The sequence below is a fragment of the Pauljensenia sp. UMB3104 genome (assembly GCF_030217285.1).
In the GTDB taxonomy this organism is placed as follows: Bacteria; Actinomycetota; Actinomycetes; order Actinomycetales; family Actinomycetaceae; genus Pauljensenia.
Genome location: NZ_JASONN010000011.1, coordinates 18,711 through 43,966 on the forward strand (window position 1 = coordinate 18,711; position 25,256 = coordinate 43,966).

The window sequence follows — 25,256 nt, forward strand, 5'->3', positions numbered from 1 at the left end:
GGGCGGTGTGATGGAAGGAGGAGACGTGGCGCGCAAGCGACGCAGGAGCCTGGGGGACAGGATTGTCCTGCTGGTGATTCTCGCTGCCCTCGTGTGGGCCTTCGCGCCCGGAGTGGGCCCGGACCTGCTGGGTCTGCGCTCACGCCTGGGGTGGCCGCCGCTGCGCAGCGGGCAGGCGCTGTCTTCTCTGCCGGATAGCGAGGCGGCTCGGCAGCTGCGTGAGCTGACGGTTCGTGAGTCGGTCAACGACCCCGACGCTCCCGCCTATGACCGCAGCGCCTATGGGCAGAGCTGGGCGGACACGAACCACAACGGCTGCGACACTCGCAACGACATTCTTGCCCGTGACCTGGCGCGCCCCACCTTTAAGCCGGGCACGCACGACTGTGTGGTCCTGTCCGGCACGCTCGCCGAGCCCTACACGGGGGTCACGATCGAGTTCCAGAAGGGAGAGAAGACCTCGTCCCTCGTGCAGATCGACCATATCGTCGCGCTGGCGGACGCGTGGCGCTCGGGCGCGTGGCGGTGGGACGCGCAGCGCAGGCAGGAGTTCGCCAACGATCCAGAGAACCTGCTCGCGGTGGATGGGCAGGCCAACGAGGACAAGTCGGCGTCCTCTGCGGACCAGTGGCTGCCACCGAATAGGGCCTTTCGCTGCGACTACGTGAAGCGGCAGATTGCCGTCAAGAGCGCCTACGGGCTGAGCGTGACCCGTGCCGAGCAGGATGCGATGGCTGAGCAGCTGTCAATCTGTTCGGAGTGAGGAGAGAGGGGGAAGTTCTGCGTGCTTCGCAGGTGCAGCGCGCAATTCTGACCAACAATTTCCAGTGGATTCCCAGCCGTTTTCTCACAATGTGTCCATCTTGTGTGGAACTGGGCGCACGTCCGGAACATTGCCCGATAACGCCGGTAATGTTCCCCTCAGAGGGAGGGGTGACATGTACACGGCAATCAACTGGGCGCTTGACCTGGGACTTTACGCTGCGGTCTGCGCGATCACGTGTGCGCTGTGGTGGCTGCTCGGCAGGCGCAGGAATTCCGGTCGTCCCTCCTCGGGCGGCCGCGCTTCCTCGGAGGACAATCAGGTGCCTGGGCAGGAGCATCGCGCACATCTGACCGTCGTGCAGGCGCTCCCGCTCATCTACCGACGCTCCAAGCGCACGGGTGCCCTCCTGCCGCGTGAGGACAACCCCGACACCCCGATGACCGCGGAGATTCCGGTGATCGCGGCCCCTGCCTCGTCGATGTGGAGGCTCCCGCGAGCCCTTCCGCTCGCCTGGTTCCTCTATGTCGTCGGCCTGCTGATTTTTACGCTGCTGCCGCTGCCCTCCGACCCGGTGGCCGCGTGCGCCGCGATCATCCACTGGGATAACTACGTGCCGTTTGGGTCCTTCGTGGCGGTCGTCGACCAGTTCCGCGACGGGGAAACCCTGCGCGGGACCCTGTATGGCCTGTCGATCCTGCTGAATATTGCTCTGTTTGTGCCGCTGGGGTCCCTCGCGGAGACCACCTGGCGTATCCGGCGCATGCGCAGTGCGCCCGCCGATGGGTCTCGCCTGGTGCGCTCAATCCCGCATCGCCGCGTCCTGGCGTGGGTGGCGATCGGCTGCCTGCTCTCCTGCTTCATCGAGCTGACCCAGTACACGGGCCTGTTCGGTGTCGTGCCCTGCACCTACCGCGTCGTCGACATCGACGACGTCATCATGAACACGCTGGGCACCTACGCGGGCGTGCGCCTGCTGCCCTTCATGGCGCGCAACTCGCGCTTCATGGGCGCGTAGCCGTCCATTCCGAGAGCGTCGCGCAGACTTGCTCCATCGTTATCTGAGAGGAAGCGACGGCGATAACAAGCTCGTACACGTCGTCGTTGGTGACGGTTTCCTGGATCGGCAGTGCATTGAGAGACAAGAAAACAGAACAAGCGGCCCACCCAAGGCGCTTGTTTCCGTCAATGAGCGCGTGGTTTTTCGTGAGCGATTCGAGCAGGGCTGCGGCCTTGGCGGTGGTGGACGGATAAGCGTCCTGGCCCATCAGCGTTGTTTGGGGGCGTAGCGCTGCCGCATTGAGGAGGCCGAGATCCCGGACAGGACCGATTTTCAGCGCGGATACGATGTCCAGGAGGTCCTCAAGCGAGAGAAACTCGCACGGCATGGCGTTACTGCCCGAGTCGCTCAAGCGCGTCCCCCCAGCGCTCAACGGTCTGGTTGAGTGCGTCGGTGACGCGCTGACGGTGGGTCATGCGGTTGAACTCCTCGTCGATGGCGCGCAGCACAGCATCGTGTTTGGACGTGCCGGAACGTTGCGCGAGCTCGTCGAGCTTGCGTGCGTGTTCCTCGTCGAGTCGGAGTGTCATAGCCATATCGGTATGGTATCACTCTGATACCACTCTTGTGGTGGTGCCCCTCCTGCAGCCAGCCGGCGGCCTGCCTACAGCCAGCCGGCGGCGCGAGCCAGGGACGCGGCCTCGGCGCGGGTGCGCGCGTCCATCTTCAGCATCGACGAGGACACGTGGTTGCGCACCGTCCCCTGGCTGAGCCCCAGCGAGTGAGCGATGTCCGCGATGGTGCCGCCGCCCTCGACCTCGCGCAAAACGTCGGCCTCGCGCTCCGTCAGCGGCGACGAACCCGTCGACAGCGCCTCGAGCGCCAGACTCTGATCGATCGCGCGGCCACCCGCCGCGACCGTGCGCACGCCGTCAGCCAGGGTTTCGACGGGCGCGTCCTTGACCATGAAGCCCGTAGCGCCCGTGTCGAGGGCGCGCTGCAGGTAACCCGGGCGCCCGAACGTCGTCACGATGAGCACCCGCACGCCCGGGAATCGCGCCCGGATCGCCTGCGTGGCCGTGATGCCGTCCATGCGGGGCATCTCGATGTCGATGATGGCAACGTCGACGGGCGCGCTCGCGCGGGCCGGGTCAGATGGGTCGTCCGCTGATGCCAGGCGCGCCAGCTCCTCGAGGGCCTGCGCGCCGTCGGCGGCCTGCGCGACGACCTCAATATCGCGCTCCAGATCCAGCAGCCCAGCCAGGGCGCCACGAATCATCGCCTGATCGTCAGCCACGAGTACCCGAATCGTCACGCCACCCTCCTGTCTGTCTGCGCTTGGGGTACCAGGCTAGCGCAGGTCAGGGGATCGTTCCTTGTGGTCTCCACCCCTCAGGACGAGGCCGGCTCGCCCTCCCGGGACCGCGCGGGGTCAGGGGAGGGGCGTGATTCTGGGACCGCGCGGGATCCGAGGAGGGGCCCAGGCCTCGTCGATGAGGCCACCTGCCTGGGAAGGTCAGAACGAAAACGTCAGGACGAGCGAGCTTCGGCTTCCGCATCGAAAGACAGCGCGAGCGTCCACGTGGAACCCGACGCGCCCCAGGTGAGCGTGCCTTCCTCGCCGACCAGCTCGGACAAGCCCGCCAGCCCCGACCCCGACCCCGCGCTCGACGCCGCGTAGGCGGCCGAATATCCGTCGTTCGTGACCGTCACGCCGTCCGGAGAGAGACGGACCCGCACCCACGAGGGGCGTGCGTGCAGGATCGCGTTCGTGACGCCCTCGCGGATCACGTGGGCGGCGGCCGCCGAACGAGGCCCCGACGGCGGCTCGCCCTCGTTCGTGATCTCGGCGTCGATGCGCGCGACCTCCAGAAGTGCGCGGGCCTCCTCGAGCTCCTCGGCGGGGGACAGGGCCCGCGTGGCCGCGACGATGCGGCGAACGTCAGCCAAGGCCTCGTTCGACTGGGCGGTGACCGCGCGAATCTGCTCGCGCGCCTCCTCGACGCGACCCGCCTCCAGGAGGCGACCCGCCAGCTCGGATATCATCGTGATCCCCGTCAGCGAGTGCCCGAGAATGTCATGCAGGTCCGTGCTCAGGCGCGCACGCTCCGCGGCCTTCGCGCGCTGGATCGCGTCCTGGCGGCGCAGATGCTCGCGGGCCGAACGCTCCATGCGCCAACGCGCCACCCCCACGAAGACGAGCAGCAACACCAGGTACGAGCCCATCCACAGGGGCTCACCCTGCGCGTAAGCGGCCACACCCGCGATAGCGGTCACCGGCACGAGGCCCGCGGCAATGAACCTGCCCGGCGCCTGAAACACCCACGCGACCAGCAGATACGACGTCAGCATGAACGCGTGAGGGGTGTCGACGGACACCGCGTACACGAGGTAGGCGACCGTCGCCGCCGCCAACGTCGCGTGGGAGAGGATGAACGGCCTCGTGAAGGAGTTGCGCGCGGGCAGGGGATTGGCCAGCCACGTCGCCGAATTCACGACCGCGATGAGGGCGCACAACCCGATGAGACCCGCGCGCTGGGCAGGATCCGGCAGCCGCAAGGCGTAGGCGAGGGGGAACCCCATGAACAGCATCCACGGGGCCGCCCACGCCAGGGAGATCAAGCGCTCCTTCATGACACCAGCCTAGCGAGCCGTGTCGTGTGACGCGCCCCACCAGGCGATGCCCGCCGTGATAACCACCCACCCGACGATGTTGAGCCACGCCGCCGTCGGCATCGGGACGGTACCGGCGACCGCGTAGATCGCCTGGACGGCGCCGTACAGGGGCGTGAAGGGTGCGACGTGGGAGACGAAGGGCGGCATCTGCTCCAGCGGGATGAACATGCCGGACACGAACGCGCCGAACACCATGACGAACGCCGAGGCGCTGTAGGCGTTCTCGCCCTTAATCGTGTAACCGCAGGCCAGGCCGATGAGCGCGCCCAGGGCCGACAGCGCGATGACCACCGCGGCGCTGGCCGCCCACGCGCCCGCCGTCATCTGCGAGCCGGTAGCCAGACCAACACTGAAGCAGATGAGCGCGATGAACGCGCTCAGCGCCACGAGGGCTGTCAGGCGCACAAGGAGGATCACCCACGGCTGGATGGGGGTCAGCGCGTACATTCGCGAGATGCCGGTCGTGCGCTCGACGGACAGCGTCGCGCCGAGCGACCCGCCCACCAGGATCACGCCGTACGTGGTCATCATGACGACCATCGCAGCGGCCACGTTGCCGCGCCCAGTCTGCGTGGTGCGCGCGGCCTCGGTCATCCCGAACATCGCGTACATAAACAGGGGCAGGAGCAGGGCAAACGCCATGTTCCACGGGTTGAGGATGTGCGACAGGAACGTCGCGCGCCACAGCTTCCCCGCACCCGTAAAGGGGGAGGGAATCGGTCGGTCGGTGGGTCGCGCGGGTGCGTGGGTGGTCATGATGCCTTCTTCGTGTGTCGTGTCTGGGTTCGTGGGGCGTCGGCCTCGGGACGAGGCTGGGGCCGGCTCATCGGGGCGTGCGTTCGTCGCGCTCACTCGGCGTCGGCGTGGGAGGTGATGCGCTCGAAGACGTCTTCGAGGTCCTCGTTGTCTGCGACGACCTGCTCGGTGGGCGCATCCAGGAGAACCTTGCCGGCGTCGATGATGACGATGCGATCGGCCTCCTTGCGAGCCTCGGTCAGGTAGTGCGTGGCGAAGAGGAGCGTGCGGCCTTCCGCGGCCTCGGCGTGCATCGTGTCCCAGAATGCGCGCCGCGACAGGGCGTCCATGCCGGCCGTGGCCTCGTCGAGGATCAGGAAGTCCGGGTTGCCGGACAGCGCGAGGGCGAGTCGCACGCGCTGTACCTCGCCGCCGGACAGCTTGTTGAGCGGGCGCTTGGCGAGCTTCGTCAGGTTCGTGCGCTCGAGGAGCTCGTCGGTGGGGATCGGGTTGGCGTGCATCGCGGCGACCAGGTCGATCGTGTTGCGGACCTTCCCGTCGCGCGGAAGGGCCCCGGACTGGAGCATGGCGCCGACGAGCGAGCGGCGCACGGCCTCGCGCGGGCTCATGCCGTAGACACTGATGTCGCCCTGCGTGGGGGCGGCCAGGCCGAGGACGATGTCCAGGAAGGTGCTCTTGCCGGCGCCGTTCACGCCGAGGAGCGCCACGATCTCGCCGGGCATGAGGGTCAGGTTCACGCCGCGCAGCGCGTCGACGTGGCCGAAAGACTGGTGGATGTTCGTCGCCTGAAGGGCGGGCGTTGCTTCTGCGTTCATGACTCCCAGTCTGCGCTCGTATCAATGGGGCCGGAAGTGCCCTTTGATGCAGGTGGTGCCATGACAAATGTCAGGGGTGGCCTCTTCCAAAAGTCGCACGTAATTTAATGCGGTCACTTTTTGAGATAGCCTGCAAACGTTGCAATTCCAAGGATGGTAATTCAGCCTTTGAAGCGGTCGTCGGGGAATTACGTGCGAAATGGCGGGTTCGCGCTCGCGATAGCGGGTTCGCGTGTGCGCAACAAACCATGCCAGAGGCCGGATCCGCCAAAACGTAGACTCATTCAGCCACAACAGGCTTTCTTCACCGTTTTTCACCCAATGGGTCTGCACTTTGGTGGCCACACCACCGCAAACCACGCCCGCGCCGCCGCCAATCGGGGGGAATTGCACTACACGGGGGTTCGACACGCCGGCGACACGCCGTCAGAGGGCTTCGTGTAGTGCAAAACCCCCACCGCCACCGGCGTGGAGAACGCCGGGGGCACGGAGAGCCCGGCCGCAGTGCGCATGAGCAGCGCCAGGGCGCCGCCATAGCCCGCCTACTGGCACGAGGACTACGCCAGAGCACGGCATTATTCGCCCAACAACAACCACACCTTGCCGCTTCGGTACAAAACTCTCCCTGCACACCTGCCCTCGCCGCATGTGCGGTACAAAACTCTCCTTGCTCGCCCGAAATGGCCCAATTTGGCGCTTTTTCTGCATGCAGGGAGAGGTTTATACCGTTCTCGCCACCAAGAAGCCCAGCAGGGAGAGTTTTGTACCGAACGCGAGGCAGAGATCGAGCGAGCCAACACAACAGCGCACCAGGCCCCACCGGCATGGAGCGGAAGACACCCGAGGAGCCGCAGGACCCGGCCGCGGTGCGGGCTGCGGCCGGTTGGTAGGGCCAGCGCGGGTTCGCAGGGCCACCGCCAGACAAATTTCGCATGCAATTCGATTGGGCCAAATTTCAACAAACCCAGAAAACGTTGCAATTCCAACGATGCAAATTCAATGTTTGAATAAGCTGCGGGGGAAATGCATGCGAAATTGATGAGAGAGCGGCCCGTGGGTGGCGGCAGGGCCTGGCTGGGCGGTGCGGGAGGGCCTGGCTGCGGTGCCCGTGGGCGGTGGCGGGGCCTGGCCGGGCTTCGAGGCGACGCGCCGAACCAGACAACAGCGACCCAGCCCCACTGGTGTGGAGGGCGTGGGAGGGATTGGAGGGCCAGGCTGCGGTGCCCGTGGGCGGTGGCGGGGCCTGGCCGGGCTTCGAGGCGACGCGCCGAGCGAAGCTCGCGGCGCGGACGGCTCGCGGGCGGGCCGCCGCCCACGGGCACACCACGCAGCCCGGCCCACACACCACGCAGCCCGGCCCACACACCACGCAGCCCGGCCCACACACCACGCAGCCCGGCCCACACACCACGCAGCCCGGCCCACGCAGCCCGGCACGCACACAGCGCAAACAGCGTACACAGCAAGGGGCCCGAAGCGCCGTAGCGCCTCGGGCCCCTGCGTCAACCGCGTCAGCTCACAGGTTGAGCTGGATGTTGCGGCCGGGGACGGCCTCGATCAGCTCGCGCGTGTAGTCCTGAACCGGGTTGTTGAACAGCTCGTCCGTCGAGTTGGCCTCGACGAGCTTGCCCTTCTCCATGACGATCACGTCGTCGGCGATCTGGCGGACAACGGCCAGGTCGTGCGTGATGAACAGGTAGGACAGGCCCAGCTGCGCCTGCAGGTCGTTGAGCAGGTACAGGATCTGGTTCTGCACCAGCACGTCCAGGGCGGACACGGCCTCGTCCAGGACGATGACCTCGGGGTTGAGCGCGAGGGCGCGGGCCACGGCGACGCGCTGGCGCTGGCCGCCGGAGAGCTCATTGGGGTAGCGGCGCATGGCGCTACGCGGCAGGGCCACCATGTCGAGCAGCTCGGAGGCGCGCGCGATGCGCAGCTTCTTCGGGTTGAATTCTCGCTTCTCGGCGGCGGTCAGCGAACGCTTCGCGTCGGCGGCCTCGACGAGGACGCGCATCCACTCCTCGGGCTCGCGGCCCGTGGCTTCGGCGCGCTTGATTTCGGCGCGCGCGTACTCCAGGGTGCCGTAGCCGTGGATCTTCAGCGGCTCCTCGATCAGTCGGTAGATCGAGAACATGGGATCCAGCGAGCCGTAGGGGTTCTGGAACACGGCCTGGAGGCGGCGGCGCAGGCGGAAGAGTTCGCCTTCGCTCATCTGCGAGGTGTCCTCGCCGTCGAAGTAGACCTTGCCCTTCGTCGGCTTGAGGAGCTGCAGCACCATGTTCGCGGCGGTGGACTTACCGGAGCCGGACTCGCCGACGACCGCGAGGGTCGTGCCGCGGCGCAGCTCGAAGGACACGTCGTCGACGGCCAGGAAGGTGTCCTGGCCCTTCTTGGCGCCGCGGATATCGAATTCCTTGGTGAGGTGCTCGGCGCGGATGATGGCGTCCGTGGAGGTCGCACCCTTGCCGGCGCCGACAAGCTCTTCCTCGGTGACCGAAATGCCCTGCTTGTGGGCGGACTCGATACGCGCCGAGGCCAGGGAGGGCGCGGCGGACACGAGGCGCTTCGTGTAGGGATGCTGGGGGTGCTGGAGGATCTCCAGGGCGGGGCCGGATTCGACGATGCGGCCGCGGTGCATGACGACGAGCTGCTCGGCGCGCTCGGCGGCGAGGCCGAGGTCGTGCGTAATGAACAGCACGGCGGTGCCCATCTCGGCGGTGAGTTTGCCGAGGTGGTCGAGGATGCGGCGCTGGACGGTGACGTCCAGGGCGGAGGTCGGCTCGTCGGCGATCAGCAGCTTGGGGTGCGCGGCCATGCCGATGGCGATGAGGGCGCGCTGGCGCATACCGCCGGAGAACTCGTGCGGGTACTGCTTGGCGCGGCGTTCGGCGTCGGGCAGGCCGGCTTCCTCGAGGAGCTGGGTCACGCGCTGGCCGGCCTCGGAGCGGGGCACGACGTTGTTCGCGAGGAGAGCTTCCTTGACCTGCGTGCCCACGCGGAGCACGGGGTTGAGGTTACTCATGGGGTCCTGGGGGACGAGGCCGATGCCGGAGCCGCGCAGCTCCACCCACTGCTTGGTGGACAGGTGGGTGATGTCGCGGCCGTCGAATTCGATTGTTCCGCCCGCGACCTTGCCGGTGCCGGGCAGCAGGCCGATGACGGCGGCGGCGGTCGTGGACTTACCGGAGCCGGATTCGCCGACGATTGCGACGGTCTGGCCGGGGTAGATGGTCAGGTTCGCGCCGCGCACGGCGGGGACGACGCCGGTCGAGGAGGTGAAGGTGACCTCCAGGTCCGTGATCTTGAGCAGGGGCTGCGCGTCGTCCGGGTGGATGTCGGACGAGGCCGGGGCCGCGCTGGGGGCGACGGCTCGTTCGACGATCTCTTCCATCTCCTTCTCGGAGAGCTGGGGGGTGTTCGTTTCGCTCACTTGCGTGCCTTCGGGTCGAGGGCTTCGCGCACGGCGTCACCCATCATGATGAAGCTGAGGACGGTCAGGGCCAGGGCCGAGGCCGGGTAGAACAGGACCATCGGGTTGGTGCGCAGGGACGTCTGGGCGGACGAGATATCCGCGCCCCAGGAGACGACCGAGGTCGGCAGGCCGATGCCCATGAAGGACAGGGAGGCCTCGGACACGATGAAGGTGCCCAGCGCGACGGTCGCGTACACGATGATGGGGGCCATCGAGTTCGGGATGATGTGGCTCAGCAGGATGCGCGCGCGGGATGCGCCGGTCGCGCGGGCCGCAGTGACGAACTCTTCGTTCTTGGCGCTCAGGACCGAACCGCGGGTGATACGCGCGATGGAGGTCCAGCCGAACATGGACAGGACGATGACGACCATGAGGATGGAACGCGAGCCCTTGAACATCTGCATGAACACGATGGCTGCGAGGAGCAGCGGGATCGCGAAGAACACGTCGGTGATGCGCGAGAGCAGCGCGTCGAACCAGCCGCCGAAGTAGCCGGCGAGGGCGCCGACGGTGCCGCCGATCAGGACGACGGCGATGGTCGTGAGGATACCGACGGACACGGACGCGCGGGCGCCGTAGACGACGCGGGCGTAGATGTCGCAGCCCTGCTTGTCGAAGCCGAAGGGGTGGCCGGCGGCGGGTCCTGCCAGGGAGGAGGACAGTTCGCAGAACTTCGGGTCGGTCGAGGTGAACAGCGACGGGAAGAGCGCGAGGAGCGCGGCGAGCGTGATGATGGCCGCGGCGATCCAGAAGGTCGGGCGGCGGCGCAGGCGCTTCCAGGCCTCGCCCCACATGGACGAGGGGGCACCCTCGTCGGCGACCGCGTCGACGGCGCCGAGGCCGGTCTCGTCGATGTCGGAGACGTAGTGGTCCTGGCCCGCGCGGGTGCGGGTGATGTTGGCGGAAGAAATCTGGTCACTCATAGCGAATCCTCGGGTCGAGCACGGCGTACAGGAGGTCGACGATCAGGTTCGCGATGATGTAGACCAACACGAGCACTGTTGTCACCGACACGACGGTCTGGGGTTCGCCCTTGATGATGGCGCTCCACAGGGTGCCGCCGACGCCGTGGATGTTGAAGATACCCTCGGTGATGATCGCGCCGCCCATGAGGGCGCCGAGGTCGCCGCCGATGAACGTGGCGACGGGGATGAGGGAGTTACGCAGGATGTGGCGCGTCATGACGACGCCGCCGGAGAGGCCCTTGGCGCGCGCGGTGCGCACGTAGTCGGCGGAAACGTTTTCGGAGACGGACTGGCGGGTCAGTCGGATGACGTAGGCCAGGGAGACGCCGCCGAGCACCATGGCCGGCATGGTGAGGCTCCGGAGGTCGACGGAGGCTGAGGCCGTGGTCGGTAGGATTGCCAGCTGCACGCCCAGGACGTACTGGAGGACGAAGCCCAGGACGAAGGTGGGGACGGAGATCAGCAGCAGGGAGACAACGAGGATGGTGGAGTCGAACCACTTGCCGCGGCGCATGCCTGCGACGACGCCAAGGGCGATGCCGAGGAAGGTCTCGATGGCGAGGGCGTAGAGAGCGAGCTTCGCGGTCGTCGGGAAAGCGGTCGCCATGATGGACGTGACCTTCTGGCCGTTGAACGCGGTGCCGAAGTCGAGTGTGAAGACTCCCTTGAGGTACAGCAGGTACTGCATCCAGAAGGGCTTGTCCAGGTTGTACTGGGCGCGGATCTGCGCGGCGGCGGCCTCGGAGAGGCCGCGGTCGCCACCGAGTGCGGCGACGGGGTCACCTGGCATCAGGTAGACCATCGCGAAGATCAGAAAGGTGGCTCCGAAGAAGACCGGGATGGTCTGGAGGAGTCGCCGTCCGATGTAGCGGAGCATGGACAATCCTTTAGTGTTCGTGTCGTGGGAGGGGAGGTTCCGATCCCTGGCGGTGCCTCGCGGGCGAGGCCGACTATGATCTCATCATAGGGTAAAGAATGGGCAAATGGCGTATCAGTCTCTTATTTTGTATTCCGTATCAATCCCGTGATGCTTTTTTGAGATGAAAGTGTGTGCCGCGTCAATACGGGTATTCGGTGCGTCGCTGAGCTGCGCAGATGTGTTCGTGGCTGCCTAAGAAGATGCCCGCGGGGCGGGCGGCTCGCGCCGCCCGCCCCGCGGGAGAGGTTAACCTCGTGCGATCACTTCTTGGTGATCTGCCAGAACACGGGCTGGCCCTTCCAGTCGAACTTGACGTTGTCAACGTTCTTGGACCATGCGCCGTTAGCGTTGGTGTACCACAGCGGGACGGCGGGCATGTCGCGCAGCAGGATGGTCTGGGCCTGCTCCAGGGTCTTCGCGGCCTCGGCGGAGCTGGTGGCGGAGGAAGCCTGCGTCACGAGGGAGTCGAACTCGCTGTTGGAGTAACCGCCCTTGTTAGCGTCGGCGCCGGTGGCGTACTGGGGCTGCAGGAAGTTGTACAGCGCCGGGTAGTCGCCCTGCCAGCCGTTACGGAACGCGCCGGTCATCTCGTGCTTGTCCTCTGCGTCGAGCAGAGACTTGAAGTCGGCGAAGGGGTTGCCTTCAGCGTTGATGCCCAGGGTGTTCTTGATGGAGTTGGCGGTCGCATCGACCCATTCCTTGTGGCCACCGTCGGAGTTGTAGGCGATGGTGAAGGTGCCGTCCCACGGGGAGATGGCGTCGGCCTTCGCCCACAGTTCCTTGGCCTTCTCGGGGTTGTAGGTCAGAACGTCGTTGCCGGAAACGTTGGCGTCGTAGCCCTCAAGCGTCGGAGCGGTGAAGTCCTTGGCGGGGGTACGGGTGCCGTTGAAGATGGTCTTCACGATGGTGTCGCGGTCGACGGCCATCGAGATGGCCTGGCGGCGCAGCTGGCCTTCCTCACCGGAGAAGTGGGGGAGGTACTGCGGGATCGTGAAGTACTGGGCGCCAGCGTAGGGCTGGTTCACGGTGCGGCCCGACAGCTCGGACTCGTAGGTGGCGAACACGGAGGCCGGAATGGCGTCGAGAACGTCCACGGAGTCGGAAGACAGATCCTGGTAGGCCGCGTCGAGGCTCGAGTAGAAGACGAAGGTCACGCCGTCGTTCTGGGCCTTGGTGTCACCCACGTAGTTCTCGTTGGGAACGGTGGTGAACTTGACGTTGTGCTCCCACGCGTCGGCCGAGGCCATCTTGTAGGGGCCGTTGCCCACGGGGGCCTGGCCGCCGGCATCGGGATCAGCCAGCGTGGAATCCGGGAGCGGTGCGTAGGCGACGTATCCCAGACGCGACATGAAGTCCGAGGTGGGGTTCTTCAGCTTCGCGGTGAAGGTGTAGTCGTCAACTTCGGTCAGGCCGGTGATCTCGCCGTTGCCCTCGTCGTCGGTGCCTTCGAACATGGTGAAGAATGCAGCCTGCTGCTGGTTCTTCGTGGTGATAAGGTTCCAGGCCTTGATGAAGTTGTGAGCCTGGACGGGGGTGCCGTCGGAGAACTTGCGGTCGTTGTGGAGCTTGATGGTCCACTCGGAAGCGTCCTCGTTGGGTTCGATAGACTCGGCGACGTCGAGGACGGCCTTGCCGTCAGTGTCGTAGCGGACGAGCTGGCTGAACAGAACGGACAGGATCCTGCCGCCGCCGTTCTCGTTGGTCAGGCCGGGCAGGAGCGGGTTCTGGGGCTCGGAGCCGTTCGCGGTAACGACCTTGTCGCCGGAGCCGGACGACGAGGCGGTGTTGCCGCCGCCGGCGCAGGCGGTCAGAGCGAGCGCGGCAGCCGCGGGGATGACGAGCCATGCCTTCTTCAGGTTCATGGATTCTTCCTCCTGGTTGATGGGTGGAACTGGGGGCGGTGCCCTCAGGTATGGTCCGAGAGTAACCCCTGAGGCCTGGAAGACACGAAAGATGTCCATCATGTGCGCATTACATTTTGGTTACAAACGTAAAAAGAAGGTCAAATAATGGTGTGTGTCACATAAAAGGGGCCCTGTTGTGACCAAGTATTCATGCGACGAGGCCGGGGCTGAGCGTGCGCACACACCCGGCCCCGGCCTCGTCCATCGAAGAACACTCAGGAGAGCAGACCCTCCGAGATCAGCCAGTCGTGGGCGATCTGAGAGGCGGACTTCTGCTCGACCGTCGACGCCCGGTTCATCTCGATGAGATCCTGCGCGTCGAGCGCCTCGCTCACCCGATTGATGACCGCGGTCGCGTCGTCGTTGACCCGCGACGAGGCCAGGGGCACCACGTGCGAGGCCAGGAACAGGCCCTTCGGGTCCGTCAGGACCGTCAGCGTTCCGTCCGCGAGCGCCGGGTCGGACGAGTAGATGTTCGCGAGCTGGATGTCGCCGTCCTTCAGGGCCTTGACGGTCAGGGGGCCGCCCGAATCCTCGATTGGGGTGAAGTTGACGGTCACGCCGTAGACGTCGGACAGTCCGGTCGGGCCGTAGGGGCGCGTGCGCAGCTCCGAATTACCGCCCAGCGTCAGCGTGCCCGCGTTCGCGAGGTCGCCGATCGACGTCAGCGAGTGGGCTTGCGCGAAGTCGGACGTCACCACGTAGGAATCCTGGTCGGTCGCGCCAGCCTGCTCGAGGGCGCGCAGGCCCGAGGGGAGCGCGGTCTGCAGAGCCGAATACACCTCGTCCGTGGATCGTGCGGTCGCATCGGGATCCAGGTACTGCAGGAGGTTGCCCGTGTACTCGGGGAAGACGTCGATCGACCCGGCCTCGAGCTCGGGCATGTAGACCTCGCGCTGGCCGATCCGCATCTGGCGGTCGACCGCAAAACCGGCACCCTCGAGGGCCTGCGCGTAGGCCTCCGCGATGATCTCGTTCGAGTAGTAGTCCTGCGACCCCACGACGAGCGTCGTCTTGCCATTGTCCGAGCTTCCGGTGCTCGCGTTGCCGCCGACCGACTCTGCGGAACCGCAGGCGGCCAGCGCCAGGGCGGAAGCCGCGACGGCAGCCATTGTGATCATCGTGCGTTTCATAGTGTCTCCTTGGGTGAGTTGTTCTCATCGTCTGCAAAAGAGTGGGTGCGGGCGCGAAGGCGTCGTGCCACCAGCGCCAGGAGCGCGTCGGTCGCCAGCGCGAGGGCGACGACGATGATCGCGCCGCCGATCATCTCCGCGTAGTCGCGGGTTTTCAGGCCCTCGTAGAGGAAACGGCCGAGGCCGTAGTTTGCCGTGTAGGCGGCCAGCGTCGTCGTCGCGATCACCTGGAGCGTCGCCGAGCGCACGCCCGCCGCGACGAGGCCGGCCGCGTGTGGGGCCTCGACCTGCGCGAGCACCTGGGGCTCGGTCAGGCCGATCGCACGCGCCGCATCCACGGTTGAACGCGGCGTCGAGGCAATGCCCGAGTAGGTCGCCGACAGGAGTGGCGGGATCGCCAGAATCAAGAGCGCCAGGGTCGGCGCCGCCAGCCCGATACCCAGCCACAGTCCGGCCAGGGTCAGGACGCCCAGGGTGGGAACCGCGCGGGCCCCGCCCGTCGCGCTCACCAGCCAGCGGCCCCTGCCCGTATGCCCGATCCATGTGCCCAGCGGCAGCGCGATCAGGGCTGCGAGCGCCACAATCAGGAGTGTGAGGCCCAAGTGCTCGGTGGCCCTCACGAGGATCCCGGACTCGCCCAGCCAGTGGGCGGGGACTGCCAACCATGTCAGGGCGTCAAGAAGAATGTTCATGCCCGCCCCCTCCTCGTCCACGGAGTGAGCGCCCAGCCGATTCCCTGGATCAGCGCATCGATGACGAGCGCAAGGAGAACCGTCGCGACCAAGCCGGCCACGACCTCGGCGATGAGTCCACGCTGAAAACCGTCAGTGAACAGCGTTCCCAGCGAGCGCACCCCGATGAACGCGCCCACCGTCACGAGCGACACCGTCGACGTGGCAACAACGCGCGTGCCCGCGACGATGACGGGCGTCGCCAGGGGAAGCTCCACCTCGACGAAGCGTCGAAAGAGTGGGTAGCCGCACGCGTTCGCGGCCTGCAGGGTCGCGCGAGGAATCGCGCGGAAGCCCTCCGCGGCCTGGCGCACCAGCACCGCCACGCCGTACAGAGTCAGGACGATGATCATGTTGGCGGGAGAGCGCAGCGCCACCCCGACGATCACGGGAATGACAATCAGGAGCGGCAGCGACGGTACCGCGTACAGCGCCGACAGGACGGACAGGACCCAGCCGCCGCGGCGCGAAAACGCCGCCCAGCGCGCGATCGGCACGGAGAGCAGCACCGACAGTGCGATCGCTGGGAGGGCGATCCACAGGTGAGCAAGAGTCAGGGAGCCAATGAGCCCCCAGTTGGAGGACAGCCAGGTCACGGACGCTCCCCGGCCTCGTCGGTCGTCAGCGTGCCCACGGGGGTGCCGGCGTCGTCGACAACCAGGCCGCCCGGCCCGGCGACGCGCACCGGGCGTGCCGCGCGCGAGGCTCCGACGAACTCCGCAACGAAGGGCGAGGCGGGAGAGGAGAGCAGCTCGGTGGGCGTCCCCACCTGCTCGATGTGGCCACCCGTCGAGAGGACGGCAACCTGGTCGCCCAACGTGAACGCCTCGTCCACGTCGTGCGTCACGAAGAGGATCGTCGTGCCCAGGGCCCGCTGAATCTCCTTCAGCTCGCACTGCAGCTCTGTGCGCACGATCGGATCCAGCGCGCCAAAGGGCTCGTCCATCAGCAGGATGTCCGCGCGATTGGCCAGCGCCCGAGCCACGCCCACGCGCTGACGCTGGCCGCCCGACAGCTGGGCGGGGTAGCGATCAGCCATCTCGCGATCCAGGCCCACCAGCTCGAGGAGCTCGAGCGCGCGCTCGCGGGAAGCCTGCTTCGTGGCGCCCTCCAGGCGTGGGACGGTCGCGATATTGTCTGCGATGCTTCGGTGGGGGAAGAGGCCGCCCTCCTGCAGGACGTAGCCGATCGAGCGGCGCAGGCGCACGGGGTCCTCGCCTGCGACGTCCTGGTCTCGTACGAATACCCTGCCCGAGGTTGGGGTGACCATCGCGTTCACCATCCGCATGAGCGTCGTCTTGCCGCAGCCCGAGGTGCCCAGGAAGACGGTCGTGGAACCCTGCTCGACGGTGAGGGAGAAGTCCTCGACGGCGCGTGTGCCGCCCGGGTAGGTCTTGGAGACGTGGTCGAAGCGAATCATGCGCGCTCCTTGGCAGCCTCGGCGATGAGCGCGAGGCAGCGCGTCAGCTCCTCGCGCTGGGCTGTGGAGAGTGGGGCGAAGAGGCGCTCCTGCTCCTTCTCGACGACCGCGCAGGCCTCCTCGAGGTGTGCCAGGCCCCGGTCCGTCACCGTCAGGATGGTCGCGCGCCGGTCGTGCTCGCACGGGGTGCGGTGCAGCAGTCCGTCGCGGTGGAGGCGATCGACGAGGCGCGAGGCCGCTCCCAGGGTGATCCCCTGGCTCGCCGCGACCTCCTGGATGCGACACGCGGGGGTGTCTCGGACCGTGCGCAGGACGAGGAAGCGGCCGAGTGTCAGCGCGTTTCCGGCCTCGGAGAGGGCGGATTCAACGGCGCTCCAAGCGCGAACTTCCGTGTCGATCAGTGTCGCGAACAGCGTGCATGTATCTGTTGCCATGCCCACTACCTTACGCGTAAATAATTGATATGTATGGTGTTTGTGAGGGGAAACTCGTTGAGTTTTTGACGAGATAGGCGTTCTTGTGCTGTTTGTGAGCGGCCCACAACTGTGTGTGGGGCGTGGTCGGCGGGACTCGGCGCGGTGCTACAGTGCGTGGTATCGGCGAGTGGCAAGCTCCGGGGCCCTCGCTCGACGCAAGTCAGTGCCCAGTCGTGGGTGCGTTTTCCCGGCGCGTGACGTGCATATCGATGAGGAGTGTTAAAGGTGCGGAAACGTCTCTACTCTCTGCTGGATGGTGATGGGGGAGCGGCGATGTGGTGCGGGCACGTCATGACCGTGCTCATTATCGCCAGCCTCCTTCCCCTGTGCTTCAAGGAATCCAGCCCCGTCCTCGAGACAATCGAGTACGCCTGCGTCCTCGTGTTCATCGCCGACTATCTGGCACGATGGGCGACGGCGGATCTGAAGCTCGGCAAGGGCGCATTGTCGTTCCTGATCTATCCCTTCACCCCCATGGCCGTCATCGACCTGCTGTCGATCCTGCCAGTCTTCAATGCCCTCAACGACGCGCCGCGCACGCTGCGAGTCCTCCGCCTGTTTCGGGCCCTGCGGCTGTTCAAGCTCATTCGCTACTCGAAGAGCGCCTCCGTCATCGCCGCCGTGTTCGAGAAAGAGAGGGAGGCGCTGCTCGCCGTCCTCGGCCTGGCCATCGGCTACATCCTCGTCAGCGCCCTCGCCATCTTTAACGTCGAGCCGGAAACCTTCAACACCTTCTTCGATGCCGTGTACTGGGCGGTCGTCTCCCTGACGACCGTCGGCTACGGCGACCTCTACCCCACCTCCGACGTGGGGCGTGCCATCGCCATGATCTCCTCGCTCATGGGCGTCGCCGTCGTTGCCCTGCCCTCGGGCATCCTCACGGCGGGCATGCTCGACGAGCTGCGCGGCGGCGGAGACGTCGGCGACTGATGTGCATGGACTTTTGTGGCTCTTCGCATTTGAGGGTGTAGGTGTTGTGGGCGGGGTTGGGCGTGTCGTGGCTGGGTAGGGGTCGAGGTCTTCCGATGATGGGGGTTCCTACACCGTCCATCTGAAAGACCTCGACATGGCCAATACTATCTTTGATCGCCCTGATCTGAGCGTGTTCACGCGCCTGGATGACCTGGGCCTAGAAGTGACGGGCCAGCGCGTTGAGGCAGACCATGCAGTGTTGGCGTGCCGTATTACGGGTGAGGACCGGTGGTGTCGACGCTGCGGGTGCCAGGGCATTTCTCGTGACACGGTGGTCAGGCGCTTAGCTCACGAGCCCTGCGGGTGGCGTCCCACGATCTTGCATGTGAGCGTGCGCCGCTACCGGTGCGAGACGTGTGCTCACGTGTGGCGTCAAGACATGAGTCAAGCGGCCGATCCGCGCGCGAAGCTCTCGCGTGCGGCGGTGCGCTGGGCGCTGACGGGCCTGGTGGTCCACCATCTGACGGTGGCGCGCGTCGCCCAGGCCCTCGGTGTGTCCTGGAAGAGCCGCCAATACTGCTGTCCTGGCTGAAGGGGCGCGCCTGCTGATCAATGATCCAGCACGGTGTGAAGGCGTGCGTGTCATTGGCGTGGATGAACACGTGTGGCGCCACACCCCCTACGGCGACAAATACGTCACCGTCATCTTGGACGTCACTCCCGTACGAGACCGTCGCGGTCCCTCCCGGCTCCTGGACATGGTCCCGGGCCGCTCCAAGCAGGTTTTCAAAACCTGGCTGGCCTCCCGCCCTGACACGTGGCGCGAACGCATTGAGATCGTCGCGATGGATGGATTCACCGGGTTCAAAAGCGCAGCCGCTGAAGAACTCCCCGGCGCGAGGGCAGTCATGGACCCCTTCCATGTCGTGCACCTGGCTGGCAACGCCTTGGATGAGTGCCGCAGACGCATTCAGCAAGAACTCCACCACCGGCGCGGGCGTGCCACCGACCCCCTATACAAGGCCCGCAGGATGTTACACACCAGATCCTGCCTGCTCACCCCACGCCAGCAGCACCAGATCCTCGACCTGTTCGCCAGCGATTACCACGTCGCCCTCGAAGTCACATGGAGCGTCTACCAGAACATCATCGACGCCTACCGCGCACCCGACACGGACGTGGGTAAGGCCCTGATGCAAGCCGAAATCAATACACTGACCTCCACACGCGTACCGAGGGGCCTAACCGAGCTCATCACGCTGGGCAGGACACTCAAACGCCGAGCCGGGGACATCCTGGCCTACTTCGATCATCCCCACACCAGCAACGGTCCTACCGAAGCCATCAACGGACGTCTCGAACACCTACGCGGATCCGCACTCGGACTTGCGAAACCTCACCAACTACATCACCCGAGCACTCCTCGAAACAGGAGGATTCAGACCCCAACTACACCCCCAATTATGAAGAGCCGGAAATCCGGGCATTGCACTGACGATGATTGCGGTGCACCGGGGGAATTACGTGCGGAATTATGGGGATAAACGAGGCCGGGGCCCGACCCACCCCTCACCGTGCGGTGAGCGAGTGGCCGAGCCCCGGCCTCGTCAATGAAAGCGTCAGATCAGGCCTCAGCCTGCGGCGCGGGGGAGCGATGGCGCTTCGAATACGCCTCGCCCTCCAGCTCCGAACCCGACGGTGCGGACGCGGGCGTCGCCGCCTCCAGGTTCGTGCCGCGCAGCTTCGAAATCAGGCGCATGCCGTGGTAGATCAGCAGAGCCGAGGCAGTACCCAGCGCGATGCCCTCGAAGGACATGTCGCCGATCTTCCACGTGAAGTTCGCAATCGCGACGATCAACGCGACCGCAGCGGTGTTCAGGTTCACCGGGTTGGAGAAATCCACGCGGTTCTGCACCCAAATACGCACGCCCAGCATGCCGATCATGCCGTACAGGACCGTGCCCGCGCCGCCGAGGACGCCCGGAGGAATCGTCGCAATCAGCGCGCCGAACTTCGGCAGCATCGACAGGACCAAGGCAACACCAGCCGCGATCAAGTACGCGGCCGTCGAGTACACGCGGGTCGCCGCCATAACGCCGATGTTCTCCGCGTAGGTCGTCGTACCCGAGCCGCCGCCGCTGCCAGCCAGCATCGTGGACAGACCATCCGCCATGAGCGCGCGTCCCGTCAGGTCGTCCATGTTCTCGCCCGTCATCGCGGACACGGACTTCACGTGGCCGACGTTCTCCGCGACCAGGATGAACACGACCGGCAGGAACAGGCCCAGGGTCGAGGGGGCAAAGCTTGGGGCCTGGAACTCGGGGAAGCCGATCCAAGCGGCCTTGCTCACGGTCGAGAAGTCGACCTGACCCTGGATAATCGCGGCCACGTAGCCGATCAGCACGCCGATCAGGATCGACAGACGACCCAGGATGCCCTTGAAGAGCACCGTCACGAGGCAGATCGACACGATCGTCACAACAGCAGTGATCGGGCCTTCCTTCACCCAGTTCCACGCGGCGGGCGCCAGGTTCAGGCCGATGAGAGCCACAATCGCACCCGTCACCACGGGCGGCATGACCGCGTCAATCCAGCGCACACCCGCGAAGTGAACGATCAAACCAACCGCAGCCAGCGTCGCACCCGTCGCAATGATGCCGCCGAGCGCGTAGGAGGAACCCATGGACGCCGACACCGCGGTAATCGGGGCGATCAGAGCGAACGAGGAACCCAGGTACGAGGGCAGACGGCCCGCCGTGATCAAGAAGAACAGCAGAGTGCCGATCGCGGTGAAAAAAAGCGTTGTCGACGGAGGGAAACCCGTCAACAACGGAACAAGGAACGTCGCACCAAACATTGCGACCACGTGCTGGGCGCCAATGCCAATAGTGCGCGGCCACGACAGTCGCTCACCCGGGAGGACGACGTCACCGGGATTAATGGACGTGCCGTTACCGTGAAGCTTCCAACGGAACAGCGAGGTCTTCGTTTCGCTCATAAGCGTACAAATCCGATCAGTTGATGGGCAGAATGGCCGTACCGGTCGGAATAACAGGGTAGCGCGTTCACCCCTGTAGTCGCAGGTTTCGCCACGCCTAAACCCCATGAGCGGCCAAAGTGTGGTGCACGCCCCTGCTGTTATGGAATAGTGGAGCACATGAGCCAGCCGTCCCCGAACGTCGCCCCCGCAGTCTCCAGCGTGCCCTGGGCGAACCCGGACACTGCCTCGCCGACTGCCGCCCCCGGCGACCGCTACGGCTACGCCCCCGAGAGCGTCGCCCGCCAAAGCGCGCCGGCCTCGTACGGCAGGTTCCCGGGCGTGGAATACGTCAACATCCAGGAGGTCTTCGCCGACGGCGGCTACACCTCCCCCAAGCCCATCACGAACCCCATGGCGAAAGTCGCCCTCTGGTTCGCCGTCTTCGGGGTCTTCGGCTTCACCCTCGTCGTCAGCATCGTTCTCGCGGTCATCGCTCTGATCCAGGCGCAGTCACTCCCCGAGCGCATCGGCTCGCGCGAGGCCATCGCCGCCCTCGTCTACGACGGCATCCTCGTCTTCGTTGGCCTCTCGATCTACCTGCTCGGGCTCTTCTAATCGACGAGGCCGGGGCCGCCTTCGCGGGTGCGGCTCGTGGGTGCGCCTTCGCAGGTGCGGCTTCGTGGGTGTGGCCAGGTGGGCGGTGGGTGAACTGACGTGCGCTCGCGGCGTCGATCTCACTGAGTGCCCTGGCCGATCATCGGCGGGCATGCGGCCTGCCTGCGCGAGCGGAGCACGCGTTTTCTGCGACATTCCAGGCCTGTGATCTGGTCCATTGGCCAGGATTGGCGCTGGGAGGCTTTTTTCGCTTATGATTGTCCGGCACGATGTGCACGGAGGATTCGCCTAGTGGCCTATGGCGCACGCTTGGAAAGCGTGTTGGGTGCAAGCCCTCGGGGGTTCGAATCCCCCATCCTCCGCCACCGGACCCCGGAACCTGCCCAGGTTCCGGGGTTTTCTTTGCGTTTGCAGCGAAAAGTCCCCATCGTAGGGTTATAGGACACTACGTGTTGCTAGAGTGTTGACTTTTCGTTGTGCTGGTGCGGGAAAGTCGGTGTTTTAGTTGGTTGGAGCCAACTATGAGGATGGACAAATCGTGTTGCTAGCAGGGTGACTTTTCGGCTTTGTTGCGCGGGAAAGTCATGTTTTTAGTTGGTCGTGTTTGCCTCTTTCCTGTGAATACTGCATCGTGCCCTGTGTGTGGCTGCCCCATGATCCGTCACGGTAAGACGTCAACAGGTCGTCAGCGCTGGCGGTGTAAGCCCTGTCAAATCACGACGCTGAACGACATCGACTCCACGGCGAAGCATCTTGATGAGTTCTTGGCCTGGCTGCTCAGTCGGCGCCGTCAGGCGGACATGCCTGGTGGGGGCCGCTCGTTTCGTCGGCGTTGTGAGCCGTTGTGGCAGTTATGGACGTTCAGCCCGATCATCGATGAGGTCCATGACGTCATCTTCGTCGACGGCATCCACCTGGGCCGCGGCGCCGTGGTCCTTATCGCCCAGACACCCGATTGTGTGCTGGGCTGGTACGCGGCCAGGAGCGAGAATTCCCGGGCCTGGGGCGCGCTCATGAGCCGGATCGCACCCCCGGCCCTGGTCGTGACCGACGGGGGCAGCGGGTTCGCGAAAGCCTGCAAGAGAATCTGGCCGACCACGCGCGTTCAACGCTGCACCTTCCACGCGTATTGTCGTATCCGCCAAGCCACCACAACGCGCCCCAAACTGCAGGCCTCGCGCAGCTTGTACGCTCTGGGGCGCCAGCTCACCCACGTGACAGACATTGATGGCGCCCAGGAATGGATAGGTGCCTACCAGGGGTGGTGCACGCGCTGGAAGGACTTCCTGGAGGAGAAAACACGCAGGCCTGAGGGGGGATGGGAATACACCCACGAACGGCTCGTACGGGCTCGTAACAGCCTCAACAAGCTCATCTCCCAGGGACTCCTGTTCACCTACCTGGACCCCACCTGGACACATCAGATGCCCGCGATGACCAACCAGATCGAAAGCACGAACGCGCGCCTACGCCAGATGCTGCGCGACCATCGCGGCATGCGCCTGACCCGACGTATGAAAGCAGTGTTTTGGTGGTGCTACATCCACTCAGCTCACCCGCAACCAGCAGCGAGGATCCTGGCGACCATGCCCACCGACGCAGCCCTCGAAAATGCCTGGTACCACGCCAGCCAAACCCACCAAGCCACCGGCATCATCCCCGGCTGGGGCGACGCAATCTGCTTCAACGAACTCCACCACACCACCCCCTACCACAACACCTGGGACTAACCCCAGCAACACGAAATGTCCTATAACCCCCATCGTAGGGGAGGGGCGTTGCTTCAACGAATCCGCGTTTTCCCCTTAGTTGTGGAACTTGAGGGGAAAAATAGGGGAACTAAGTACGAAATTAGTACGACACGGCGTGGCGGCCGGTGGGGAGCTTTCCTGCTTGTGTTGCGTGTAGCGCCGCCTGATCTCCGGCCGCCGCGTGGCCTGCCTCGTCGGGCCGGGCTGCTTGGTGTGCCCGTGGGCGGCGGCCCGCCCGCGCTGCGAGCCTTCGGCTCGGCGCGTCGCCTCGAAGCCCGGCCAGGCCCCGCAGGCCTCGCGTCGGCCTCCAATCGGGCGGGGCTTGTCGTGCTGTGAGCACCGCAGCCAGGCCCTGACTCCGCCCGCGGGCACCGCAGCCGGACCCAACAACTCCTGCATGTCACATGCGTCCGCAGCCGACCGACGCCAGAGCTAGGCTCCGCAGCCTGCGCGGTGACCGCCGACCGGGCGGGGCTTGCCTGACGGGCCCCGGCCTCGTCCTTCTAGACTCCGAGTCCCTCGACGATCTCTGCGCCCGGGAGCGCGGCGAGGACCTCGCCCGTCACGAACAACTTCGAGCGGCGCAGGCCCGAGCCGATGCAGCTCCAGCCGACCGCGCACGCCGAATCGATGAGGAGACGCCACGAGCCGGGCACGCCCACCGGCGTGATGCCGCCGTACTCCATGCCCGACGCCTCAACCGCGCGGTCCTGCGGCCAGAAGCTCGCCTTGCGCACGTCGAGGCGCTTCTTCACCACGTGATTGACGTCCGCGTTCGTCGTCGCGCGCACGACACACGCGGCGATGCGCTCCTCGCCCGCGCGCTTGCCCGCCACCAGGATGCAGTTCGACGACAGCGCCAGATCCATGCCGAACTCGCGCGTCATGACCTCCGTGTCCGCGAGCTCCGGGTCGATCGCGACGACGAGGGCCGACGAGGCCGTGGCCACCCCGCGCTCGGCCAGCGCGGTGAGAGCGGCCGCGACCGGCGGCGCGAGCAGATTCAGATTGTCCAGTGCGGGCACTGGCTCCAGAGAGCCGATGCCGGGAATGATGATGTCGCTCATGGTGTCAGGGTAGGCCTGTCGGCGTTGGAGTGTCTGGGGTGGCCGATGGGCAAGCCTGCGTGACGGCCGGGTGTGCGTCGGTGCCTGCGGTGTTCGGGGTCTGTGGTGTTCTGCGCCCGTGGTGTTCTGTGGCATGGTCGTCGCAGCTGCGCGCGCCGGGTGAAACCGTGTATGCTGAGGGTCGGTCCTCCGCGTGACGGTATCATCCGAACCTCCCCAGGGCAGGAATGCAGCAAGGATAAGGGTGCGCTGCCGGGTGCGCGGAGGATCTTTGTATATGCTGCTCGATCTTGGTCGGCTGAAGGACATGCTTCTTCAGTGTGGTTCAGGTCATGACTCTTGATTTTGCATCCTGACGAAGAGCGTGTAAGCTTATACCCAGCCAAACGGCAAAGCGCCCGTAGCTCAATGGATAGAGCATCTGATTACGGTTCAGAAGGTTGGGGGTTCGAGTCCCTTCGGGCGCGCAGCGGCCCCCCTCGGTGCGATCCACCGGTGGGGGTTCTGCGTTTTTGAAAAGCACTCCTTCGGGAGTGCTTTTTTCATGCCCAATGTATCCACGCGTTCGCGGCGGGGTCCGCGGGGTTAAGGGTTAAAGGACAAAACGTGGGGTTATAGGACGCTACGTGTTGCTGGAGTGTTGACTTTTCGTTGTGCTGGTGCGGAAAAGTTGGTGTTGAAGTTGGTTGGTGTCAACTATGAGAATGGACAAATCGTGTTGCTAGCAGGGTGACTTTTCGGCTTTTTCGCACGGGAAAGTCGTGGTTTCAGGTGGTTGTGTGTGCCTCGTTCCTGCGAATACTGCGTCGAACCCTGTGTATGGGCCCCTGGCACACGCGGGCCCGATGATCTGCAGGTGGGCCCGATGATATGCGTGTGGGCAGTGCTGCCCACGTCGATG

Annotated in this window: 22 protein-coding genes, 2 tRNA genes, 1 other RNA gene and 1 pseudogene; 9 read left to right on the forward strand and 17 right to left on the reverse strand. The window is 65.6% G+C overall.

Annotation, left to right across the window (positions count from 1 at the left end):
• Nucleotides 1-25 precede the first annotated feature (25 nt).
• Both QP415_RS06630 and QP415_RS06635 read left to right on the forward strand, forming a co-directional pair.
• Nucleotides 26-763 (forward strand): HNH endonuclease family protein, encoded by a 738-nt coding sequence (locus QP415_RS06630; protein WP_285099491.1) that lies wholly within the window; start codon nt 26-28, stop codon nt 761-763.
• Between the two features lie 175 nt (nt 764-938).
• A complete protein-coding gene (locus tag QP415_RS06635) occupies nt 939-1,781 on the forward strand; it encodes a VanZ family protein (RefSeq protein ID WP_285099492.1) in 843 nt (280 codons plus the stop codon).
• Here the strand turns inward: QP415_RS06635 and QP415_RS06640 are convergent.
• The 15 genes from QP415_RS06640 to QP415_RS06710 form a co-directional block, all read right to left on the reverse strand.
• A complete protein-coding gene (locus tag QP415_RS06640; protein ID WP_285099528.1) occupies nt 1,768-2,151 on the reverse strand; it encodes a type II toxin-antitoxin system death-on-curing family toxin in 384 nt (127 codons plus the stop codon). The genes QP415_RS06635 and QP415_RS06640 overlap by 14 nt on opposite strands.
• Before the next feature lie 4 nt (nt 2,152-2,155).
• Nucleotides 2,156-2,359 carry a type II toxin-antitoxin system VapB family antitoxin gene (locus QP415_RS06645; RefSeq protein WP_003797348.1) on the reverse strand — a complete coding sequence of 68 codons (204 nt, stop codon included), beginning with the start codon at nt 2,357-2,359 and terminating at the stop codon, nt 2,156-2,158.
• 68 nt (nt 2,360-2,427) lie between these two features.
• Nucleotides 2,428-3,078 (reverse strand): response regulator transcription factor, encoded by a 651-nt coding sequence (locus tag QP415_RS06650; protein ID WP_285099493.1) that lies wholly within the window; start codon nt 3,076-3,078, stop codon nt 2,428-2,430.
• A 215-nt stretch (nt 3,079-3,293) separates the two neighbouring features.
• Nucleotides 3,294-4,397, reverse strand: coding sequence for a sensor histidine kinase (locus QP415_RS06655; protein WP_285099494.1), 1,104 nt, complete (start codon nt 4,395-4,397; stop codon nt 3,294-3,296).
• 9 nt (nt 4,398-4,406) lie between these two features.
• Nucleotides 4,407-5,195, reverse strand: a complete 789-nt coding sequence (locus QP415_RS06660; protein WP_285099495.1) for an ABC transporter permease — start codon at nt 5,193-5,195, stop codon at nt 4,407-4,409.
• A gap of 92 nt (nt 5,196-5,287) precedes the next feature.
• Complete coding sequence (locus QP415_RS06665; RefSeq protein WP_285099496.1) at nt 5,288-6,010, reverse strand: ABC transporter ATP-binding protein; 723 nt, start codon at nt 6,008-6,010, stop codon at nt 5,288-5,290.
• Between the two features lie 1,516 nt (nt 6,011-7,526).
• On the reverse strand, nt 7,527-9,440 hold the full coding sequence (locus QP415_RS06670; RefSeq protein WP_285099497.1) for a dipeptide ABC transporter ATP-binding protein: 1,914 nt from the start codon (nt 9,438-9,440) through the stop codon (nt 7,527-7,529).
• Nucleotides 9,437-10,405 carry an ABC transporter permease gene (locus QP415_RS06675; RefSeq protein WP_285099498.1) on the reverse strand — a complete coding sequence of 323 codons (969 nt, stop codon included), beginning with the start codon at nt 10,403-10,405 and terminating at the stop codon, nt 9,437-9,439. Before QP415_RS06675 ends, QP415_RS06670 begins: the two co-directional genes overlap by 4 nt.
• A complete protein-coding gene (locus tag QP415_RS06680) occupies nt 10,398-11,324 on the reverse strand; it encodes an ABC transporter permease (protein ID WP_285099499.1) in 927 nt (308 codons plus the stop codon). The genes QP415_RS06675 and QP415_RS06680 overlap by 8 nt, the downstream gene beginning before the upstream one ends.
• Nucleotides 11,325-11,626: 302 nt before the next feature.
• Entirely contained in the window at nt 11,627-13,228 is a 1,602-nt protein-coding gene (locus QP415_RS06685) for a peptide ABC transporter substrate-binding protein (RefSeq protein ID WP_016460828.1), read from the reverse strand.
• A 257-nt stretch (nt 13,229-13,485) separates the two neighbouring features.
• Nucleotides 13,486-14,403 (reverse strand): ABC transporter substrate-binding protein, encoded by a 918-nt coding sequence (locus QP415_RS06690; protein WP_285099500.1) that lies wholly within the window; start codon nt 14,401-14,403, stop codon nt 13,486-13,488.
• On the reverse strand, nt 14,400-15,095 hold the full coding sequence (locus QP415_RS06695) for an ABC transporter permease subunit (RefSeq protein ID WP_285099501.1): 696 nt from the start codon (nt 15,093-15,095) through the stop codon (nt 14,400-14,402). Before QP415_RS06695 ends, QP415_RS06690 begins: the two co-directional genes overlap by 4 nt.
• On the reverse strand, nt 15,092-15,730 hold the full coding sequence (locus QP415_RS06700) for an ABC transporter permease (RefSeq protein WP_285099502.1): 639 nt from the start codon (nt 15,728-15,730) through the stop codon (nt 15,092-15,094). Before QP415_RS06700 ends, QP415_RS06695 begins: the two co-directional genes overlap by 4 nt.
• Nucleotides 15,727-16,554: an ABC transporter ATP-binding protein gene (locus QP415_RS06705; RefSeq protein WP_285099503.1), complete on the reverse strand. Its 828-nt coding sequence runs from the start codon at nt 16,552-16,554 to the stop codon at nt 15,727-15,729. Before QP415_RS06705 ends, QP415_RS06700 begins: the two co-directional genes overlap by 4 nt.
• Nucleotides 16,551-16,988 carry a MarR family winged helix-turn-helix transcriptional regulator gene (locus QP415_RS06710; protein ID WP_048671091.1) on the reverse strand — a complete coding sequence of 146 codons (438 nt, stop codon included), beginning with the start codon at nt 16,986-16,988 and terminating at the stop codon, nt 16,551-16,553. The genes QP415_RS06705 and QP415_RS06710 overlap by 4 nt, the downstream gene beginning before the upstream one ends.
• A gap of 267 nt (nt 16,989-17,255) precedes the next feature.
• Here QP415_RS06710 and QP415_RS06715 point away from each other — a divergent pair, with 267 nt between their 5' ends.
• Together QP415_RS06715 and QP415_RS06720 are read left to right on the forward strand one after the other, a co-directional pair.
• The gene (locus QP415_RS06715; protein WP_219752604.1) at nt 17,256-17,960 is read left to right on the forward strand and encodes an ion transporter; all 705 of its coding nucleotides are present in this window, start codon (nt 17,256-17,258) and stop codon (nt 17,958-17,960) included.
• 136 nt (nt 17,961-18,096) lie between these two features.
• Nucleotides 18,097-19,409 (forward strand): annotated as a pseudogene (locus QP415_RS06720) (ISL3 family transposase).
• 157 nt (nt 19,410-19,566) lie between these two features.
• Here QP415_RS06720 and QP415_RS06725 read toward each other — a convergent pair.
• Nucleotides 19,567-20,940, reverse strand: a complete 1,374-nt coding sequence (locus QP415_RS06725; RefSeq protein WP_285099504.1) for a uracil-xanthine permease family protein — start codon at nt 20,938-20,940, stop codon at nt 19,567-19,569.
• 159 nt (nt 20,941-21,099) lie between these two features.
• On the opposite strand from QP415_RS06725, the gene QP415_RS06730 reads away from it, so the two are divergent.
• The 3 genes from QP415_RS06730 to QP415_RS06740 all read left to right on the forward strand — a co-directional run bounded on the left by QP415_RS06730 (nt 21,100) and on the right by QP415_RS06740 (nt 23,267).
• Nucleotides 21,100-21,537, forward strand: coding sequence for a hypothetical protein (locus tag QP415_RS06730; protein WP_285099505.1), 438 nt, complete (start codon nt 21,100-21,102; stop codon nt 21,535-21,537).
• Between the two features lie 277 nt (nt 21,538-21,814).
• Nucleotides 21,815-21,902 (forward strand) — tRNA-Ser (locus tag QP415_RS06735).
• A gap of 252 nt (nt 21,903-22,154) precedes the next feature.
• Nucleotides 22,155-23,267, forward strand: coding sequence for an IS1249 family transposase (locus QP415_RS06740; RefSeq protein WP_285099506.1), 1,113 nt, complete (start codon nt 22,155-22,157; stop codon nt 23,265-23,267).
• Between the two features lie 524 nt (nt 23,268-23,791).
• Here QP415_RS06740 and QP415_RS06745 read toward each other — a convergent pair.
• The gene (locus tag QP415_RS06745) at nt 23,792-24,355 is read right to left on the reverse strand and encodes a YbaK/EbsC family protein (RefSeq protein ID WP_016460836.1); all 564 of its coding nucleotides are present in this window, start codon (nt 24,353-24,355) and stop codon (nt 23,792-23,794) included.
• Between the two features lie 180 nt (nt 24,356-24,535).
• Here QP415_RS06745 and ffs point away from each other — a divergent pair.
• Together ffs and QP415_RS06755 are read left to right on the forward strand one after the other, a co-directional pair.
• Nucleotides 24,536-24,631, forward strand: an RNA gene (gene ffs / locus QP415_RS06750) — signal recognition particle sRNA small type.
• 118 nt (nt 24,632-24,749) lie between these two features.
• A tRNA-Arg gene (locus QP415_RS06755) sits at nt 24,750-24,822 on the forward strand.
• The last annotated feature ends 434 nt before the right edge of the window (nt 24,823-25,256 follow it).

Coding starts and splice junctions, on each gene's coding strand:
- QP415_RS06635 (WP_285099492.1), top strand. CDS start 939: ATGTACACGGCAATCAACTGGGCGCTTGACCTGGGACTTTACGCTGCG.
- QP415_RS06640 (WP_285099528.1), bottom strand. CDS start 2,151: ATGCCGTGCGAGTTTCTCTCGCTTGAGGACCTCCTGGACATCGTATCC.
- QP415_RS06645 (WP_003797348.1), bottom strand. CDS start 2,359: ATGGCTATGACACTCCGACTCGACGAGGAACACGCACGCAAGCTCGAC.
- QP415_RS06655 (WP_285099494.1), bottom strand. CDS start 4,397: ATGAAGGAGCGCTTGATCTCCCTGGCGTGGGCGGCCCCGTGGATGCTG.
- QP415_RS06660 (WP_285099495.1), bottom strand. CDS start 5,195: ATGACCACCCACGCACCCGCGCGACCCACCGACCGACCGATTCCCTCC.
- QP415_RS06665 (WP_285099496.1), bottom strand. CDS start 6,010: ATGAACGCAGAAGCAACGCCCGCCCTTCAGGCGACGAACATCCACCAG.
- QP415_RS06675 (WP_285099498.1), bottom strand. CDS start 10,405: ATGAGTGACCAGATTTCTTCCGCCAACATCACCCGCACCCGCGCGGGC.
- QP415_RS06680 (WP_285099499.1), bottom strand. CDS start 11,324: ATGCTCCGCTACATCGGACGGCGACTCCTCCAGACCATCCCGGTCTTC.
- QP415_RS06685 (WP_016460828.1), bottom strand. CDS start 13,228: ATGAACCTGAAGAAGGCATGGCTCGTCATCCCCGCGGCTGCCGCGCTC.
- QP415_RS06690 (WP_285099500.1), bottom strand. CDS start 14,403: ATGAAACGCACGATGATCACAATGGCTGCCGTCGCGGCTTCCGCCCTG.
- QP415_RS06695 (WP_285099501.1), bottom strand. CDS start 15,095: ATGAACATTCTTCTTGACGCCCTGACATGGTTGGCAGTCCCCGCCCAC.
- QP415_RS06705 (WP_285099503.1), bottom strand. CDS start 16,554: ATGATTCGCTTCGACCACGTCTCCAAGACCTACCCGGGCGGCACACGC.
- QP415_RS06710 (WP_048671091.1), bottom strand. CDS start 16,988: ATGGCAACAGATACATGCACGCTGTTCGCGACACTGATCGACACGGAA.
- QP415_RS06725 (WP_285099504.1), bottom strand. CDS start 20,940: ATGAGCGAAACGAAGACCTCGCTGTTCCGTTGGAAGCTTCACGGTAAC.
- QP415_RS06730 (WP_285099505.1), top strand. CDS start 21,100: ATGAGCCAGCCGTCCCCGAACGTCGCCCCCGCAGTCTCCAGCGTGCCC.
- QP415_RS06745 (WP_016460836.1), bottom strand. CDS start 24,355: ATGAGCGACATCATCATTCCCGGCATCGGCTCTCTGGAGCCAGTGCCC.